This is a genomic window from Pseudidiomarina terrestris (genome assembly GCF_030466375.1).
GTDB lineage: Bacteria > Pseudomonadota > Gammaproteobacteria > Enterobacterales > Alteromonadaceae > Pseudidiomarina > Pseudidiomarina terrestris.
Genome location: NZ_JAGGJE010000001.1, coordinates 431,367 through 447,796 on the forward strand (window position 1 = coordinate 431,367; position 16,430 = coordinate 447,796).

Annotated in this window: 14 protein-coding genes; 10 read left to right on the forward strand and 4 right to left on the reverse strand. The window is 52.1% G+C overall.

The window, feature by feature from the left end; translation table 11 throughout:
- Positions 1–3: 3 nt before the first annotated feature.
- From J6J28_RS02040 to J6J28_RS02055, 4 genes are all read right to left on the reverse strand, one after another.
- Positions 4–1,944 carry an ATP-binding protein gene (locus tag J6J28_RS02040; RefSeq protein WP_301719650.1) on the reverse strand — a complete coding sequence of 647 codons (1,941 nt, stop codon included), beginning with the start codon at positions 1,942–1,944 and terminating at the stop codon, positions 4–6.
- Positions 1,937–2,761: a class I SAM-dependent methyltransferase gene (locus tag J6J28_RS02045; protein WP_301719651.1), complete on the reverse strand. Its 825-nt coding sequence runs from the start codon at positions 2,759–2,761 to the stop codon at positions 1,937–1,939. Before J6J28_RS02045 ends, J6J28_RS02040 begins: the two co-directional genes overlap by 8 nt.
- Positions 2,762–2,913: 152 nt before the next feature.
- Positions 2,914–4,179, reverse strand: a complete 1,266-nt coding sequence (locus J6J28_RS02050) for a type II toxin-antitoxin system HipA family toxin (protein WP_301719652.1) — start codon at positions 4,177–4,179, stop codon at positions 2,914–2,916.
- A gap of 2 nt (positions 4,180–4,181) precedes the next feature.
- The gene (locus J6J28_RS02055) at positions 4,182–4,469 is read right to left on the reverse strand and encodes a helix-turn-helix domain-containing protein (protein ID WP_301719653.1); all 288 of its coding nucleotides are present in this window, start codon (positions 4,467–4,469) and stop codon (positions 4,182–4,184) included.
- Between the two features lie 292 nt (positions 4,470–4,761).
- On the opposite strand from J6J28_RS02055, the gene rfaH reads away from it, so the two are divergent.
- The 10 genes from rfaH to J6J28_RS02105 all read left to right on the forward strand — a co-directional run bounded on the left by rfaH (position 4,762) and on the right by J6J28_RS02105 (position 16,428).
- Positions 4,762–5,289, forward strand: a complete 528-nt coding sequence (rfaH, locus tag J6J28_RS02060; RefSeq protein ID WP_301719654.1) for a transcription/translation regulatory transformer protein RfaH — start codon at positions 4,762–4,764, stop codon at positions 5,287–5,289.
- Positions 5,290–5,512: 223 nt separating this feature from the next.
- Positions 5,513–5,782 carry a hypothetical protein gene (locus tag J6J28_RS02065; protein WP_301719655.1) on the forward strand — a complete coding sequence of 90 codons (270 nt, stop codon included), beginning with the start codon at positions 5,513–5,515 and terminating at the stop codon, positions 5,780–5,782.
- A 27-nt stretch (positions 5,783–5,809) separates the two neighbouring features.
- A complete protein-coding gene (locus J6J28_RS02070; RefSeq protein WP_301719656.1) occupies positions 5,810–7,165 on the forward strand; it encodes a YjbF family lipoprotein in 1,356 nt (451 codons plus the stop codon).
- Positions 7,162–9,297 carry a YjbH domain-containing protein gene (locus tag J6J28_RS02075; protein WP_301719657.1) on the forward strand — a complete coding sequence of 712 codons (2,136 nt, stop codon included), beginning with the start codon at positions 7,162–7,164 and terminating at the stop codon, positions 9,295–9,297. The genes J6J28_RS02070 and J6J28_RS02075 overlap by 4 nt, the downstream gene beginning before the upstream one ends.
- Positions 9,298–9,311: 14 nt before the next feature.
- Positions 9,312–10,457 carry a polysaccharide export protein gene (locus J6J28_RS02080; protein ID WP_301719658.1) on the forward strand — a complete coding sequence of 382 codons (1,146 nt, stop codon included), beginning with the start codon at positions 9,312–9,314 and terminating at the stop codon, positions 10,455–10,457.
- A gap of 25 nt (positions 10,458–10,482) precedes the next feature.
- Positions 10,483–10,971 carry a low molecular weight protein-tyrosine-phosphatase gene (locus J6J28_RS02085; protein ID WP_301719659.1) on the forward strand — a complete coding sequence of 163 codons (489 nt, stop codon included), beginning with the start codon at positions 10,483–10,485 and terminating at the stop codon, positions 10,969–10,971.
- Entirely contained in the window at positions 10,953–13,178 is a 2,226-nt protein-coding gene (locus tag J6J28_RS02090; RefSeq protein ID WP_301719660.1) for a polysaccharide biosynthesis tyrosine autokinase, read from the forward strand. The genes J6J28_RS02085 and J6J28_RS02090 overlap by 19 nt, the downstream gene beginning before the upstream one ends.
- A gap of 8 nt (positions 13,179–13,186) precedes the next feature.
- Entirely contained in the window at positions 13,187–13,888 is a 702-nt protein-coding gene (locus tag J6J28_RS02095; RefSeq protein ID WP_301719661.1) for a WbqC family protein, read from the forward strand.
- Between the two features lie 30 nt (positions 13,889–13,918).
- On the forward strand, positions 13,919–14,959 hold the full coding sequence (locus J6J28_RS02100; RefSeq protein ID WP_301719662.1) for a sulfotransferase: 1,041 nt from the start codon (positions 13,919–13,921) through the stop codon (positions 14,957–14,959).
- A 191-nt stretch (positions 14,960–15,150) separates the two neighbouring features.
- Positions 15,151–16,428 carry a nucleotide sugar dehydrogenase gene (locus tag J6J28_RS02105; RefSeq protein WP_301719663.1) on the forward strand — a complete coding sequence of 426 codons (1,278 nt, stop codon included), beginning with the start codon at positions 15,151–15,153 and terminating at the stop codon, positions 16,426–16,428.
- The last annotated feature ends 2 nt before the right edge of the window (positions 16,429–16,430 follow it).

The following is a 16,430-nucleotide window of genomic DNA, read 5'->3' on the forward strand; positions in this document are numbered from 1 at the left end:
GTTTTATCGCTCTAATGCTTGCAGCAGCTGCGCGGTGGTGAGCGTTTGGAAGTTTGTGTCGCCGGCGGCGTTGTTAAGACCCTCGATGTTTAGCCTTGCTTCTTCGATAATTGCCACCTGTTGGCAGGCCGGCACGAGCATGCCGGTAAGGTGCTGGAATAGGCGTGGGTTAGGTTGTGTTGCGCTGAGCGTACTGCCAGCGAGCACCAACCAGGCGATCTTGTCGGCGGGCAGTCCACGTTTTAGCAGCTCGTCATCGTAAACATTCAGCACCAGTGCATCGACGCTCTGATCAGTGAGCAGCATCATGCTGTGCGCAAAGGTCTTGCCATTGGTGCTGAGGGTGACGTCGTTAATGCCCGCGCGGTGATGACCGCTCCAGCCTATAGATTGGAGTCCTTTTGCCTGCAATGCCGCCACAACTTGTGTGGTCAGCTCGTCGCTGGGCGCACCCAGCAGCGCGATGATCGGAATGCGACCACTGCCTGTCACCCGCTTTTTGAGCACCATGGGATAGAGATGCGCCGCCGTGGTTGAGCCCAGATCCGGCTGTGCGTTAATTTCGCAGACCACACCATGATTACCCGGCTCGCGCCAGGAGCGGGAAATATCGGGAATGATCAGATCGACGCCGGTCAAATCAAGCCGCAGTGCCTGAGTTGCTCTTATGGCGAGCGCGGCGTTGTCCGGATGCACCTGCTCGGTCACCACTTTTGGGCGTCCGCCATTGGCGACATTGGCGGTGCGTCTTAGCGCAACGAACTGACCCTTGGCGGGCACGCTTTGCGGTTGTAGGTTGGAGGATTGCAGCAGCTGGCGTGCCTCGCTATTGATCGCCAGCGGCTTCAGGGTTTGCTGCAGGCCAGGGCGGCGTTGGTCGGTAAGATTTTCTTTGGCAATCAGCTGCTCAATGCTGTGCTGGCCATCGCCAACCACGCCAGCGGGAATGCGCTCGACCGCCCAAATCATTTCGCCATCGAGTACCGTGAGCCGATAATCGCGGCCAGCGACATGCTTTTCGATAAGCACCCGCGGCGATTGCTTCTGGGCGATGGCATATGCCGCGTGAACCTCTTGCTGATTGGCGAGGTTCGCGGCCACACCGACCCCGCCATCGAGGGCCACCGGCTTCACCACCACCGGGTAACCGAGCGCCTGCGCGGCCTGCAATGCCTCATTCACATTCGCGACTTCATGATGATGGGCGACCGGCAGGCACATCTGGCGCAAGCGAATGGCGGTGTCATGTTTATTGCGGGCGATGCGCACGGATAAATTTGCGGAATTCTCGGTGAAAGTGTGCTCCAGCCAGGTGCTTTGGCGGCCATGGCCAAATTGCGTCATGATGCCTTTTAATGGTGTGACAGGCAGGTCAAGATCGTACGCGGCCTTAAGCAGCAGCGGACTGATACTGTGCTGCTTTTCCTCGGATAATTTATCCAGCTGTTTGCGGAATAGCGGCTCAGGCAGCTTTTTTGTTTGGAGTGTCTGGCTGAGCACCTGCAGCAGCAGTTGCCAGGCGTCGAGGACGAGACCCGGTTCGCAGTGGGGCAGCGGCAGAGTGATGGAGGTCCATTGCTGCGATGCCTCGTCAGCCGCCCGCGGCGTCGCCACCTGCACCTCATCCAGCAAGGGCAGCCCTAAATAACGAAGCACTTGCGTGGTACCCGCCGCCAAATGGTTGGCAAGACTGGACCAGTCGGCGCTGGGCTTGGTTGTTTTTGCGGTTGCTGTTGCGTAGAGCCGCTCGTTCCACCAGTTGAAAAAGCTGTCGAGTCTGTTGCTCAGCTCAGCGTTCTCGGAGCTGAGGGCTTTTATAAGCTGCGGTGTCGGTTTCACGGCTACGATCATACAGGGCTGGCGCCGGCCATTGATGTAGCCCGGCACGTAGCGGAACGGACCGGCTTCGAGCCATGGATTTTTTGGGTTGCTGGGATTACTCATGGCGGGCCACCGCGGCAATGGTCATCAAGGACCAGTGCATGCCGACGCGCCCGTCTGGGTACTCGGTGACGCCAAGCTCGTTTTCGATTGCGCGTTGGGTGTCTGCAATGGTGGATTTTTGTAAATCGAACAGCTCATGGCAAAATGCCGCCATGCTATATCGATCCGGGAATATCCAGTGGAAGTCATTCTGGTGACGCTGCTCAATGGCAAAGCCCGCCTGCTCCAGCTCGGTTAGCGTGTCGCGGTCAAGGAAAAGCCCTTCATGACCGGTACTGTTGTTATCGCCAACATAACCATCCAAAAATTTCGCAACCTTCGAGCCCTTGGCAACATCAGATAACGCCAGCCGCCCGCCGGACTTCAGCACCCGCTTGAGCTCCCTAAACAGCGGCACCTTGTCATCCAGATGATGCACCCCTGCCAGACTCACCGCCGCATCCACCTCCCCATCCCGCCACGGCAAAGGAAGCAAGGGCAGCCCTCCCTGCGGCAGCGCATCGTTTTCAGCAAGGGCAGCCCTTTCTTGTTTAGGGGTACCTGATCCAGTAGGGGCAGCCCCTGCTGGTGGTGGCGCAATGCCGTGGTTGGTGAAGCTGGCGCAGGGCTCGTGCGCCTGGTAATTGACATTAGCGGGCAAGAACTCACGCAAGTAGGCGCCACCAGCGGGCACATCGACGACCGTCATGCCTGCAGTGATTTGCGCCGCCGCAATGACTTGCTCAAACTCCTGCTGGCGCGCCTTCGGAAAGCGCAACATCGCTTTGTCATAGGCCGAACCGCGCTGTTCAAAATGCTCCTGATAGCTCTTTCCCACAACGTACTCCACCATGTTTATACTTATCTTAATATCAACACATAACAAACATAACTGTAAAGAGGGCAGCCCTTCCTAAAAACCAAGGGTAGAAAAAGGAAGGGCTGCCCTTCCTTGGAAGGGGGTGGGAAAATTGGGAGGGCTGCCCTTTCTTAGAGGTGGAAGTCGGGGTGGAGGCGGTGCCAGTGAGTGATGAGTGCCTGCTTATGAGTGGCGAGCATTGGTAATTCGCTCAGCAGTTGTGGCCACTGCGCACGGGCGCGCTCAAGCGTATCCTGCAGATGAACTTTAATAGCGGGCCACGGTACTTGCATGCGCTTGGACCAAGTTTCGAAGGCGGCGTAGTCAAGCGAATAGAAATTATTCTGCTTCGCCATTTTAAGTGCGGCGGAATCATCTCCGGCAACATAAGGCAGAGTAAAGACAATATCGTAAGCCGGTGAAAGCTGCGGACGGAGTTTATTGAGATAGATTAGCGACCAGTTCTTAAGGTGAGCATCGCCGTTCCCAAGCAAAATGTTGACCAGCAATCGCCGCGCCATTTGCTGAACGTCGGCTAAGCCGGTAGCGCTGTGTCGGAAAAGCGCACTGCCAATTTGCTCGTAATTAAACTTTTTGTATTTGTCGCTGGGATAGACCTGGAAGACCTGAGCAAAATCTTCAGTGTGTATCCGGCCAATGTCGTCCCGATCAAAACGCTTGATCGCATAAGCATAGGTTTCATTCGGCAGCTGAATATCTGGCAGGTGATCCAACCGATCAAGTTCAACCAGTTGGATATCTGGAATGACGACTCCGGCGGCTTGTGCCAGACGCATCGCCGTGTACTCGTTTTCGGGTACGTTTTTGTGGATGGTGGATGGCGTTTTTATTATCCAGCTTTCTCCATCGGCATCGACTTTAAGATTGAACCTGCCGTCCTGCTTGGTAGAGGAGAACTTCATTTGCACCCCGGCAAGTGAGAACTTTGTGCTCGTATGTTTAACGTCAATTTGTATCGACTCAATCTGGCGGCGGTGATCAAGCGCCCAGTCGGGCAATTCTCCTGCCGAGATTGGGGTCGCTCTTAGTGCGCCAGGCAGGTTATGACTCATGTGCGCAAAGAGTGGGAACTCGTTATCGGTATGCACTTTTAATGAAGTTGCCATCCATTCGCGTAATGCTCCTTCAGGAAGAAGGTTTGACAATAGCGGCGTCAACTTTTGGTGGCTCACCAATGGCTGCTGCAACATTGCTGGAGCGGCGAGTTGAGTCAGGGTAAAGGTGTGTCGCTGGTCGACGGGAAGCGTCAGATAATTTGGCGAAAAGACGAGTATATTTTTCCCGCCGCTATAGTGTGTGAGCACAGCAAGCTCTTGCGAACCAAGTGTCAGTTTTAGCCCCGCGACACTTTCAGTGTGCTTGTGGGAAATTTGCATGGTCAATCGTCCTTGAGGTGTTGCTGATGATGCGACCAAAAATCCTCAGGCTCTTCCGCTGATGTATCAGTGTTTTCCGGACTAGGTTGCATAGGATCAGCGAACTCTAGTTCTAATCCTAATCCCGCAAGTATACGCAATAACGTGGACAGCCGCATATCCTGGCCAGCTTCCACCCGCTGATACTGCTGCTGTGACATACCAATCAGCATGCGCATATCGGTTTGCGTCAGATTCCTTTTCTTGCGTTCTGTTGCGAGCATGTTCGCAACGTCGTCGATGGTCTTCATAAATACAATCCTTGCACTGTAATGACTTAAATATACATGCTAAAAGTTGTAAATCAAGAATCAAACAACTTATAAAGCGTAAAAAGTAGCAAGGGCAGCCCTTCCTCCGAAGGGGGGATAAAAAGGAAGGGCTGCCCTTTCTTCGAAGGGGGGTAGAAAAAGGAAGGGCTGCCCTTCCTTGGAAGGGGGTGGGAAAATTGGAAGGGCTGCCCTTTCTGGAGCTGGGGTTAACGCGGTGGGGGAATGGGTGTATAATCGGGGGCATAGAATGATGGCTGATTCAGGGAAGCGAATGTCAGATTATCTGTCCGAGAATAAGCTGGAAACGTGGTACGTGGTGCAGACGAAGCCCAGGCAAGAGCTGCGCGCTAATGCGAACCTTGAAAATCAAGGGATTGAGGCTGCTTTACCCATGATCACGCTCGAGCGGATCCGGCGCGGAAAACGGGTGTCGGTACGCGAACCTCTGTTCCCAGGTTATATTTTCGTAAAGTTCAACAATTACTCACAAAACTTTCATAAGATTCGCAGTACCTTTGGAGTGACGAAGCTGCTACAGTTCGGCGAGTCACCTGCGCGAATATCAGGCGATCTTGTTAATGAGTTGTTATCTATTGATGGCGAATCTGCGGAAGTCAAAGAATTACAACGACATGCTGTGCCGCAGGTTGGTGATAAGGTGCACATCCTCGAAGGCCCGTTCGCTGGGCTAATCGCTGAAATTGTTAAGCTTGACGGACCATCTCGCTGCGTCGTTCTGTTAGACTTCCTGCACAAGCAGGTTCGCGCAGAATTTGACCTAACGAGCATCGAACGTTAATAAAAGGTTGCTGCAATCCACCAGGAAGTGGGATACTAGCGCAAGGAGAATTAAGAATCCCGGACATCGGGAGCGCATTTAGGAGCGGTAACCCTAAGGGCGGTAGCGTGTCTTTTGCCTGAGTTTTTGGGTGTTTAGTGTACATTTCCATGAATTAGAGTTTGACCCGTAGTAGAACTACGGGCTACTATTTAAGCATATTCGAGAAGAAAAGGAGCTCACAATGAAAGTATTTACAACTATCGCAGCGGCAGCTGCATTGGCGTTCAGCGCATCAGCTGTTGCTAATCCAGAGCCGAAGCCAGAACCAAAGCCAGCTCCGAAGCCAGTTATGCAGGAAGCTGATGCTTCCAGCCAAATTGTTAGCTTAGGTGGCGTAGAAATGACTATGGCAGCAGCCGTAGCTGCAGCAGCAGCTGTTGGCATGGTGATTGTAGTCGTGGCTAGTGATGATGACGGTTCACCTTCAACTGTAACTGTTACAAACAACTAAGCAAAGATTAGGTTGGACGTCACACGGATGCGTGGTGTCGTTATAGCCGCAGCCTTACTCGGTTTATCTGGGGGGCTGTCTGGCTGTTCGTTACTTAGTTCGCAAGAATCTACTGAAAATACTGCAGCGACCCAATCGCTGCAGTTTTTATTTGAGAATACCCCAGCTGCGCCAGACCTGGCGACGCTGCAGCAATTCCCCTATCCGGTTACCTATGTGCAGTTTGAAGGCGCGCCGCGCACTATTTTGGTGCTCGCAGCCACAGGCAATCACGGGCAATACTGGTTCTCGGCGGGCGACGAAGCTCTGACACTATGGCAAGGTCGAATCATCCGCTCCAGTGCGCTGGAACGGGAAAATCGTGTGCACACGGATCAGCTCCATAATGATCCCCTGGCGTGCTACTTAAAGCAGCCCCAGCAAGCCGAGCAGCAACAGCAGCAGCAACAACAAAACTGCAGCTCCAGTTGGCAGCGCAGCATCCAGATTCAGCGTCCCACCGCCCGTTATACTCCGCATGACCCGCAGCATGAAATCGTCACCTTGCAGGTGCAATCGGAGTTTCAGCGCGACGGCCGGGATATTACGGAGCAGGGTACAGCGACAGAATATGTCGCAGGCAAGCCAGTGCAGACCCACGATTTCAGCAATAGCTACCGTTTAAGTACCGATAACATGTACGTGATCAGCAGCAAACAATGGCTGAGTCCGCAGCATGGCTATGTCGAACTGGAGATGGTCAATCTCGCACGACCCATTGCGCCGCGGGGCGAGGCAGAAGTTACCCGTTTTCAGGTGTCGGTCACGCCAGAGGCGCAACCAAGATTACGCCATTTCGTGGAAGCCATGCAGCAGCATTTTTACCCGGACAGTTACTGGCCGGGCCTGCGCATTCACAGCGACGAACTGGATGAGCGCTTTGCCGGGCGCCATACCGGCATGTTGAAACGCCTGCGTATGCTGGCAGAAATCTATCAGCACGACGGCGACAGCGAATTAGAACAGGCGGCGCGACAGCTCGCCGAACAGTTCCAGCAATGGCCAATGCGGGCAAGCTATATACATGGCCTCGACCCGGCAAAGATGCGTTCGACCTTAGAGCACAATCCGGTGCTGAACGCCCGCGATGCAGAAGACGCGTATGAAGTAGTGCTGGCAGCGGCCAGCAGTACGCAAGTTGGCGTTAGCAATCTGACAAAAACCGAGCGCTGGCTGATTCAGCCGAATGGCACTATCCGCGAGCTCGAGCCGCGGGAAAAACTAAACGATGGCCAGCCGGGCATCGTGCTGACCAGCATCGCCGAAAGTGATTTACCGCAAGGTTTCCGGGATATCAACGCACAACTCGCGATGTTCCTGCAGCACTGGGATTTCTCGCAATGAAATATTACGTTGCAGCAGCCCTGATTTCAGCGCTAGGCGTCGGCGCTGCGCAAGCGCAAGAGTATAATCCAGACCCCTACACCACCAGTGATTTCGGCGGCGTTGGCCTGTTACAAACGCCAACCGCGCGCATGAACAGCGAAGGTCACATCACCATTGGCTACAGCGATACCGACGATTACCGGCGTACCTCGATCACCCTGCAGGTGTTCGACTGGATGCAAGCCACCGCGCGTTACACCGATTTCCGCTACTCGTTTTACTCCGATGATCCGGAGTTCAGCGGTGATCAAACCCTGAAAGATAAAGGTTTCGATCTTAAATTCCGTTTATACGAAGAATCCAAATGGCTACCGGAAGTGGCCTTAGGCTTTCAGGATCTCGGCGGCACCGGATTATTCGCCGGTGAGTACTTCGTTGCCAGTAAAGCCTACGAAACCGAGAAGCTCGGCGTTTTTGATTTCCACGTTGGCCTTGGTTTTGGCTACTTAGGGCGGCGCGACAATGCCTTTAACCCTTTCTGCGAAATCACTGACGAATTCTGCGAGCGGCCCGGCGGTTTCACTCAGGGCGGCGGCGATGTCGAGTGGGATAAAATGTTTAAAGGCCCGGCAGCAGTATTTGGCGGGCTGGAATGGCGCACGCCAGTCGAAGGTTTAAGACTAAAAGCTGAGTACGATCCGAACGACTACCAGAGCGAACGGCTACCGAACCCGATTGATCCGGAAAACCCGCGTGAAATCGTGGTCGACAGCGCCTGGAACGTCGGTGCTGAATACGCCCTGAATAACTTCGTCAACCTGAAGCTGGGCTATCAGCGTGGCAATACCATGACCTTTGGTTTTAGCCTGCGTTACAACCTGGCGACCGCGTATCAGATCAAGCTCGAGCCGGAAATGCGGGACGCGAAGTACAGCACCACCAGTAATTTCAGCGAGCTGGATATTCAGCGGCTGAGCCAGGATTTGCTGAATGAAACGGGCTATCGCGTGAAAGCAATTGCCACCGATGACGAGCAAGAGCGGGTAACTCTGTACACCGAGCAAATCCGTTACCGTGACCGCGAAGAAGCGGTCAGCAAAGCCGCCCGCATTCTCAGCAACGAAATGCCGGAAGATGTGAAGCGCTATGAAATCGCCGAATTGACAGACGGTCTTGGCATCGTACAGTACAACGTCAATGCGCCGTATTATAAAACCGCCGCCCGCGGTGAGCGCTTCTTCCGCGACGAGCACGACGCCATCAGCATCGGCCACGTCCGGCCCAGCGACCTAACAAATAACGAACAGCAAGTTACGAACAGCGGGTATTCGTTTACTCCGAAACTCAGCCAGGCGTTTGGTGGGGCGGAAGACTTCTACATCTACCAGCTGGCAGTCATGGCCGATGGTTACTATGACTTCAGCCCGAACCTGAAACTCAGCGGCGAAATCGGTCTGAACATCTTCAACAACTACGATGAATTCAACTTTCTGGTCGATAGTCAGGACAACCCGCTGCCGCGCGTGCGCACCCGTATCCGCGAATACGCCGACAACCAAACACTATGGCTGCAAAACGCGCAGCTGGTGTACACCGGCCAGGCCAGCAGCAACACCTATTACGCGCTGTACGGTGGCTACCTTGAGCGCATGTTCGGTGGTATCGGCGCCGAAGTACTGTACCGGCCGCTCAACTCGAGAGTAGCCTTCGGCCTCGACCTCAACTACGTACAGCAGCGCGACCCGGAGAACAACTTCAGTTTCGAAGATTACGACGTGTTGACCGGCCACGCCAGCATGTACTGGCAGCCAGAAGTGCTACCAAACAGCTTGATTAAAGTGAAAGCCGGGCGCTTCCTCGCCGGCGACGAAGGCGTGCAGTTTGACATTTCGCATCAATTTGACTCGGGCGTCAGCGCCGGAGCCTATGCCGCATTTACCAATGTCTCGCGGGAAGATTTCGGCGAAGGCGGCTTCACCAAAGGCTTTTACATCAGCATCCCATTCGATCTGTTCTTTGTACGTCATACAATGTCCCGCGGTAACGTCGCCTGGAACCCCATCACCCGCGACGGTGGACAAATGTTGAACAGAAGCATTAACCTCTATCAGACCACCGAAGCACGTGGCTTCAGACCTGCGCAGAACTAAACAGGAACACAACCATGAAAACGAAACTGACCGCAGTATCCTTTATCGCCTTGCTGCTTAGCGGTTGCTCGCTGGCTCCGGGCGGCCATATACCTGACAGTAGTAGTGGTGGCCTGTTCAGCGACGACACGCGCAATGCCTATGAGCAAGAATTTAGTGAAGCTGAGCTTAGCAAGCTAGTAGATACCTACCAGATCTCGCCGATGTTACTGGCCGAGATGCAAACCAAGCCCAGCAAGCCGGCATTTAACAGTGCCCTAGAGCAAGCGCGCAACAACTACGATTACACCGTAGGCCGTGGCGATATTCTGAACATTACCGTATGGAACCACCCGGAACTGACGATCCCGGCAGGCTCGATGCGTAGCGCCGAAGAAGCCGGTAACTGGGTGCACAACGACGGTACTATTTTCTACCCCTACATTGGCGAAGTTGAAGTCGCTGGCATGAAAGTCACTGAAATCCGTGACATGATCACCCGCCGTCTGGCCAAATACATCGAAAGCCCACAGGTCGACGTGACGGTCGCAGCCTTTCGCAGCCAGCGCGTATACGTAACAGGCGCAGTCAACGAGCCAGGCACAGTGCCTGTGACCAACGTACCGATGACTTTGATTGAAGCGGTCAACGCAGCCGGTGGCTTAAGTGAAGCCGCCAACTGGAACCGGGTTACCTTAACCCGCGGCGATCGCAAATTAGACTTTAATTTGCGCGAGCTGTATCAGTCGGGTAATACCGACCAGAACATTCTGCTGCAAACCAATGATGTGGTGCATGTTGCCCGTAACGACGACAACAAGGTGTTTGTATTAGGCGAAGTGCGCAAGCCGCAGTCGTACATTATGGGCCAGTCAGGTACGACCCTGGCTGAAGCTTTAGCAGATGCGGGCGGCTGGCAGGAAATCAGCGCCGATGCCGCAGGTATTTTCGTGATTCGTCAGCCAGAGCCAGACTCAGGCAAAATCGCCAAGGTGTATCAGCTCAACGCAGCCAATACCGTGGCCCTGGTCATGGCCGAGCAGTTCGAGCTGCAACAGCGCGACATCGTGTACGTGACCGCTGCGCCCATCAGCCGCTGGAACCGCGTGATCAACCAGTTGCTGCCATCGGTAACAGGTTTGTATAGCCTCGGCCGCTTCAGCGACGACGTCGGTAACTAACGAATCAGTTGAATAAGAAGTAAGTATGTTCAATAAAATACTGGTGGTGTGCCTTGGCAATATCTGCCGCAGCCCCACCGCGAAATTTATGTTGCAACAGGCGCTGCCCGATAAACAGATCGACAGCGCCGGCATCACCGCCATGGTTGAAAAAAGTAGCGAAAAAGAAGGCGAACGCAAAGGCAAAGGCTGGGACATGGACGCCAAAGCGCGCGACATCGCCGCTAAAAACGGCCACCAGTTTGACATCCACGAAGCCCAACAACTGACCCGCGAGCTCATCAGTAACTACGACCTCATCCTGGTGATGGAAAACGAGCAGCGCAGTCACATCGCCAAGCGTTATCCTGAAGCCCATGCCAAAACCATGCTGCTGGGGCATTGGCTCGACGCCCAGGGCGGAAATGGCAAAGGTAAAGAAATTCCCGATCCTTATCGTCGTAGCGACGATGTCTATCAACACGTATTTGAACTCATCGAGAAGAGCTGTAACGAATGGAAAACAAAACTGTGAACACGACCAAACCCGATTTAGCCGCCGAACGGCGCGATGACGACGAGATCGATCTCGGGCGCCTGTTTGGTCTGTTGATTGACCGGCGCTGGCTGATCATCGGCGTGACCTTCGTGTTTATGGTGTTCGGCGTACTTTACGCAGTGCTGAGCACACCGGTGTATCAGGCCGACGCCTTGTTGCAGGTAGAAGAGAAATCCAGCGGCCTGCCAGCTTTAGGCGGTGAGTTCGGTGAGATGTTCACCAGCGAGAGCCAGGCCGCCACGGAAATCGAAATCATGAAATCGCGAATGGTGGTGGGTGCCGTGGTTGATCAGCTGAAGCTGACCGATCGCGTGACCCCGGATTACATGCCGATTATTGGCGATTGGCTGGCCCGTCGTTCACCAGGACAGGACGAAGTCAGCATCACCCAGTTTGTGGTGCCGCGCGGTTACGAAGGGCAGCCCCTGCAGCTGGAGTTCGCTGATAACGGCGTAAGTTATGAAGTACTTGATGAAGATGGCGACCTACTGATTGCCGGTAAAGTTGGGCAGCTGGCGGTACTCGATGGCTTTGAGCTTATGGTCAATGATGCGGTGCTGACGGATACCAGCAGCTTCGAATTAATGAAGCGTAACCGTCTGCGCACGATAAAAGATATTCAGCAAGGCTTGTCGGTAAGCGAGCGCGGCAAACAAACCGGCATTTTAAGCGCAAGTTTTCAGCACACGGATCAGGACTATGCTGAAGATGTACTGGGCGCGGTGGCCAACGAGTACATGCTACAGAACATTCGCCGCAACGCCGCAGAAGCTGAGAACAGCCTGCAATTTATCGAGCAGGAAATGCCGACGGTACGGGCGAACCTGACCGCAGCGGAAGAGAAACTGAACCGCTACCGCCTGCAAAGCCAGTCCGTTGATCTCTCCATTGAAACCGCCAGCCTGCTTGAGCGCGTGGTCGAAATCGAAAAGCGCCTGAACGAGCTGGAGCTAAAAGAAAAAGAATTGTCGCGTTTGTACACCCGCGAGCACCCGACCTATCAGTCACTGCTTGAACAAAAAGCGCAGTTACAACAAGAACAGCAACAGATTAACGAGCAGGTCGGCGATCTGCCGGAGACTCAGCAGGAAGTGCTGCGCTTAGCGCGGGACGTGGAAGTGTCGCAGGAAATCTACGTGCAGTTACTTAATCGTATGCAGGAGCTGAATGTACTGAAAGCTGGCACCGTCGGTAATGTGCGTATTCTTGATGAAGCCGTGACCAATCCAACGCCTGTAGCGCCGAAGAAAAGCTTAATTGTGGTACTAGCCACCATGCTCGGCGGCATGGTGAGCGTCGGCTATGTATTTCTGATGGCAGCGCTGAATCGCGGGGTTGAGTCGGCGGAGCAGCTGGAAGAGATTGGCGTAAATGTGTATGCATCGGTGCCACTGTCACCGGTCCAAAAAGATATGAACTTTAGGCTGGGTAAATTGCGCGCGAAAGCAGCAGCGAAGAAAGAGTTGCCCTTTTTGGCACTGGAAGACCCAGCAGATTTAGCCATTGAAGCCTTACGCGGTCTGCGTACCAGTTTGCACTTTGCCATGCTAGAAGCGCAGAACAAGACCATTATGATTTCAGGCCCCGCGCCTGGTGTGGGGAAAAGCTTTGTCACCGCGAATTTAGCGGCAGTGCTGGCACAAGCCGGTCAGAAAGTGCTGGTGATTGACGGAGATATCCGTCGCGGCTACCTGCACTTGCAGTTTGGTGTCGAAAACAAGTACGGTTTGTCGGATTTTCTCGCCAGCGTGCAAAAAGATCAGAACGGCGGCGAGGTCGATAAGAATAATCTTTCGACGATTATTCATAAGACCGAAATTGCTGACCTGCATTTTGTCTCGCGCGGTACCGCAGCACCGAACCCCTCGGAACTGTTGATGCATCCGCGCATGGAAAAGCTGCTGGATAAAGCCAACGAGTATTACGATTACGTGCTGATTGATACCCCACCGATTCTGGCAGTAACAGACGCTGCGATTGTCGGCCGTTACGCAGGTACGACATTGCTTGTCGCACGTTTCGGTGAAACCCCAGCCAAAGAAGTAGCAGCCACAGTCAAACGCTTTGACCAAAACGGCGTAACCGTGCGCGGTGTAATTCTTAACGGCGTTGAGCGCCGCGCCAGTGGTGCTTATGGCTATGGGTATGGCTATCATTACGGCTACAGCTATAAATCAGAGTGAGTAAAAGCATGAAGCTAGCCGTCATGCAGCCTTACCTGTTTCCGTACATTGGCTACTTTCAGCTGATGTATGCCGCAGACCTCTTTCTGATTTACGACGATGTAAATTACATCAAGCGCGGCTTTGTAAATCGCAACAACGTGTTATCGGCAAACGGCGTGACCCGATTTACGGTGCCAGTACCCGGAGCCTCGCAGAATAAGCTGTTTTGCGAGCTGGAATTTTCAGATGATGTGGACAAAGCACTGAAAACCATCAGCCATTGTTATGCAAAAGCTCCTTATTTCGATGACGTCTTCCCGCTGGTGCAGGAAACCCTGGAGTTTGGTATCGACTCGGGAGATAGAAGCATCGCCGCAGTCTGTCAGAAAGGCTTTGAGAGTATCTTTGCTTACCTTGGTGTCGAAAAAGAGTTTAAAAAAACCAGCGAGCTGGATTATGACCGTGAGGCAGGACCTCGTGATCGGCTGATTGCGCTCTCTCATAAGTTTGACGCCGATTGCTACATCAATGCCCCTGGCGGCCGAAAGCTCTATGATGCGAAGGACTTTGCGGAGCAGGGCATCGAGCTGAAATTTATTGACTCGTTACCGATTGAGTACTCGCAAGGTGAAGCGGAATTTACTCCCAATCTGTCCATCATTGATGTGCTGATGAACTGCTCTCCAGATGAAGTAAAACGCCTGCTGCAACGATATCAGTTAGCATGAACCGCGCCCCATTTGAATAAAGTGAACCGAGTGAACCGAGAGAGTGTGATGACACAAGAAGAGAAACGCGTAGAACAATTCTCGAAAGTATCAGATTTGGAAGCTTTACTGAGCGAGTTAAATGCTAATCTCGCCGGTGCCAACGAAACCTACCTCGAAAACGCCGCTGAAAACTTCTCGAAAATCTTTGTCATGGGACCGCTGCGCTCGGGCACCACGCTATTTACCCAGTGGCTTGCGGATACCGGTCTTGCTGCTTATCCGACCAATTTGTTGTCGCGCTTTTATGGCGCGCCTTTAGTGGGTGCGAAAATCCAGCAACTGCTCACAGATCCGCGCTTTAATTTTCGTAACGAGATTCGGGATTTTAATTCTGATGTGGATTTCACCTCGGAAAATGGCAAAACTAAAGGGGCGCTTGCACCTAATGAGTTCTGGTACTTCTGGCGCCGGTTCTTGCCGTTTCAGGAGCTGGATTACCTGCCTGGCGATGAGTTGCGCGAGAAGGGCAATCTTAAAGGCTTACGCGACGAACTGAATGCTTTGGCCAATATCTTCGAGAAGCCTTTTGCCATGAAAGGCATGATCATGAATCAAAATATTCCGGAGCTTGCCGAGCAGTTTGATAAAGCGCTGTTTATCTGGATCCGCCGTGACCCGGTATTTAATATTCAGTCGGCACTGGAAGCGCGTAAGCGCCAGTTCGGCGACATTAACACCTGGTACTCGTTTAAGATCAAAGAGTACCCACAGCTGAAAGATTTAGCGCCGCTGGAGTCCGTCGCAGGCCAAATCGCGGCTATTAACGCATCGGTTGAACGTGGCATCTCGGGATTGCCTGAGCACCAGAAGCTTGTTATTCCCTACGAAGATTTCTGCAAGCGCCCTAAGCATTATTATAAAGAGATCACACGTAGGTTGCTTGAGCAGGGTGGTGTCAGGCCGGAGCAGGTTCCTGAGTATGCGGGTGAAGAGAGTTTTTCGAATACTAATCGTTGGCGTTCAACAGGATATACGCAGTACGAGGTGGCCTGTGCTTATGATGTGTGTAGAGGAAAAGCAGACGATTAGTTCATGTTTTATCGTATCTTGGCTAAATAAAGGGTAAAGGTTCCACCGCTCCGATTTTAAATTATTAAATACCCTAAAGCAAAGACAGCGCCGGCCTAATACTTTTAAACAGCGCCAGCCTAATACTTTTAACAAGCCGCTGTTAACCCACAATTCTATTTTTTAACCTCCAACCCTAGGTAAGTAACCTCATGGATCTGAATAAAGTGAAAATTGCCGTGATCGGTCTCGGCTACGTGGGCTTGCCCTTAGCTATTGAGTTTAGCAAGAAATATCCAACTATTGGCTTTGATATCAATACCAAGAGAGTAGAAGAACTTAAAAAGGGATATGACTCTACTGGTGAGGTTCAAGAGAGTAGTGACCTAGTAAGAGAGAATATATCGTTTACATGCGAACTAACAGCTATTAAACAGGCAAACGTATATATCGTTACCGTTCCAACTCCGATAAGCAAAACGAACGAACCGGATCTTTCGCCTTTGTTGGACGCAAGTACTAAGTTAGGAAAAATTCTTAAGAAAGGAGATACCGTAATATATGAATCTACAGTATATCCAGGGGCGACAGAAGAAGACTGCGTTCCTCTCCTCGAGGGTTACTCTGGATTAAGATTACACCGCGACTTTGCGGTGGGTTATAGTCCTGAACGAGTAAACCCCGGCGATAAGACAAATCGAATAAGTAATATTGTAAAAGTTACATCTGGCTCGTGTATGGAGTCAAGCCAATTTATCGACGGCCTTTATAAATCGATTATCAAAGCCGGGACATATCTAGCTCCAACAATACGGATAGCAGAAGCATCAAAGGTAATTGAAAATACACAACGGGATGTAAATATTGCCTTAGTAAACGAACTAGCGATGATTTTCTCCAGAATGGGGATTGATACTCATGAAGTGCTGAAAGCTGCTAGTACAAAATGGAACTTCCTGAATTTTAAGCCTGGGCTTGTTGGCGGACACTGTATCGGGGTTGACCCTTACTATTTGTTTCATAAAGCATCTGTAGTCGGTTTCCCACCAGAGTTGATAAGAGTAAGTCGGAAAATCAATAACGAGATGCCTAAGCACATATCTTCTCAATTTATAAAGGCCCTATTCAAATCTGGTTTGTTAACTGAAAAAAGCGAAATATTAATACTCGGTGCCACATTCAAAGAGAACTGCCCGGATTTAAGAAACTCGAAAGTTTTCGATGTTTTTCAAGAGTTAATCGATTATGGGCTAAATGTTAAAATATACGATCCAGTCGCTTCCAAGCAAGAGCTGAATGATATTTACGGTAGTAACGTTGTTTTCGAAAATGGATTAGAAAAACGTTACGAAGGGGTTATTATCGCTGTGGCTCACACGCAATTTATTAGTATGGGCTTCAAATCAATTAAAAGACTTATGGTTGAGAATGGGATCATTTATGACTTAAAGGCTATTTTTGGCAGTACCGAAACAAGCTTAAGATTATAGCG

Coding starts and splice junctions, on each gene's coding strand:
- J6J28_RS02050 (WP_301719652.1), bottom strand. CDS start 4,179: ATGCAAATTTCCCACAAGCACACTGAAAGTGTCGCGGGGCTAAAACTG.
- J6J28_RS02055 (WP_301719653.1), bottom strand. CDS start 4,469: ATGAAGACCATCGACGACGTTGCGAACATGCTCGCAACAGAACGCAAG.
- J6J28_RS02085 (WP_301719659.1), top strand. CDS start 10,483: ATGTTCAATAAAATACTGGTGGTGTGCCTTGGCAATATCTGCCGCAGC.
- rfaH (WP_301719654.1), top strand. CDS start 4,762: ATGTCAGATTATCTGTCCGAGAATAAGCTGGAAACGTGGTACGTGGTG.
- J6J28_RS02070 (WP_301719656.1), top strand. CDS start 5,810: ATGCGTGGTGTCGTTATAGCCGCAGCCTTACTCGGTTTATCTGGGGGG.
- J6J28_RS02075 (WP_301719657.1), top strand. CDS start 7,162: ATGAAATATTACGTTGCAGCAGCCCTGATTTCAGCGCTAGGCGTCGGC.
- J6J28_RS02095 (WP_301719661.1), top strand. CDS start 13,187: ATGAAGCTAGCCGTCATGCAGCCTTACCTGTTTCCGTACATTGGCTAC.
- J6J28_RS02090 (WP_301719660.1), top strand. CDS start 10,953: ATGGAAAACAAAACTGTGAACACGACCAAACCCGATTTAGCCGCCGAA.
- J6J28_RS02065 (WP_301719655.1), top strand. CDS start 5,513: ATGAAAGTATTTACAACTATCGCAGCGGCAGCTGCATTGGCGTTCAGC.
- J6J28_RS02105 (WP_301719663.1), top strand. CDS start 15,151: ATGGATCTGAATAAAGTGAAAATTGCCGTGATCGGTCTCGGCTACGTG.
- J6J28_RS02080 (WP_301719658.1), top strand. CDS start 9,312: ATGAAAACGAAACTGACCGCAGTATCCTTTATCGCCTTGCTGCTTAGC.
- J6J28_RS02040 (WP_301719650.1), bottom strand. CDS start 1,944: ATGAGTAATCCCAGCAACCCAAAAAATCCATGGCTCGAAGCCGGTCCG.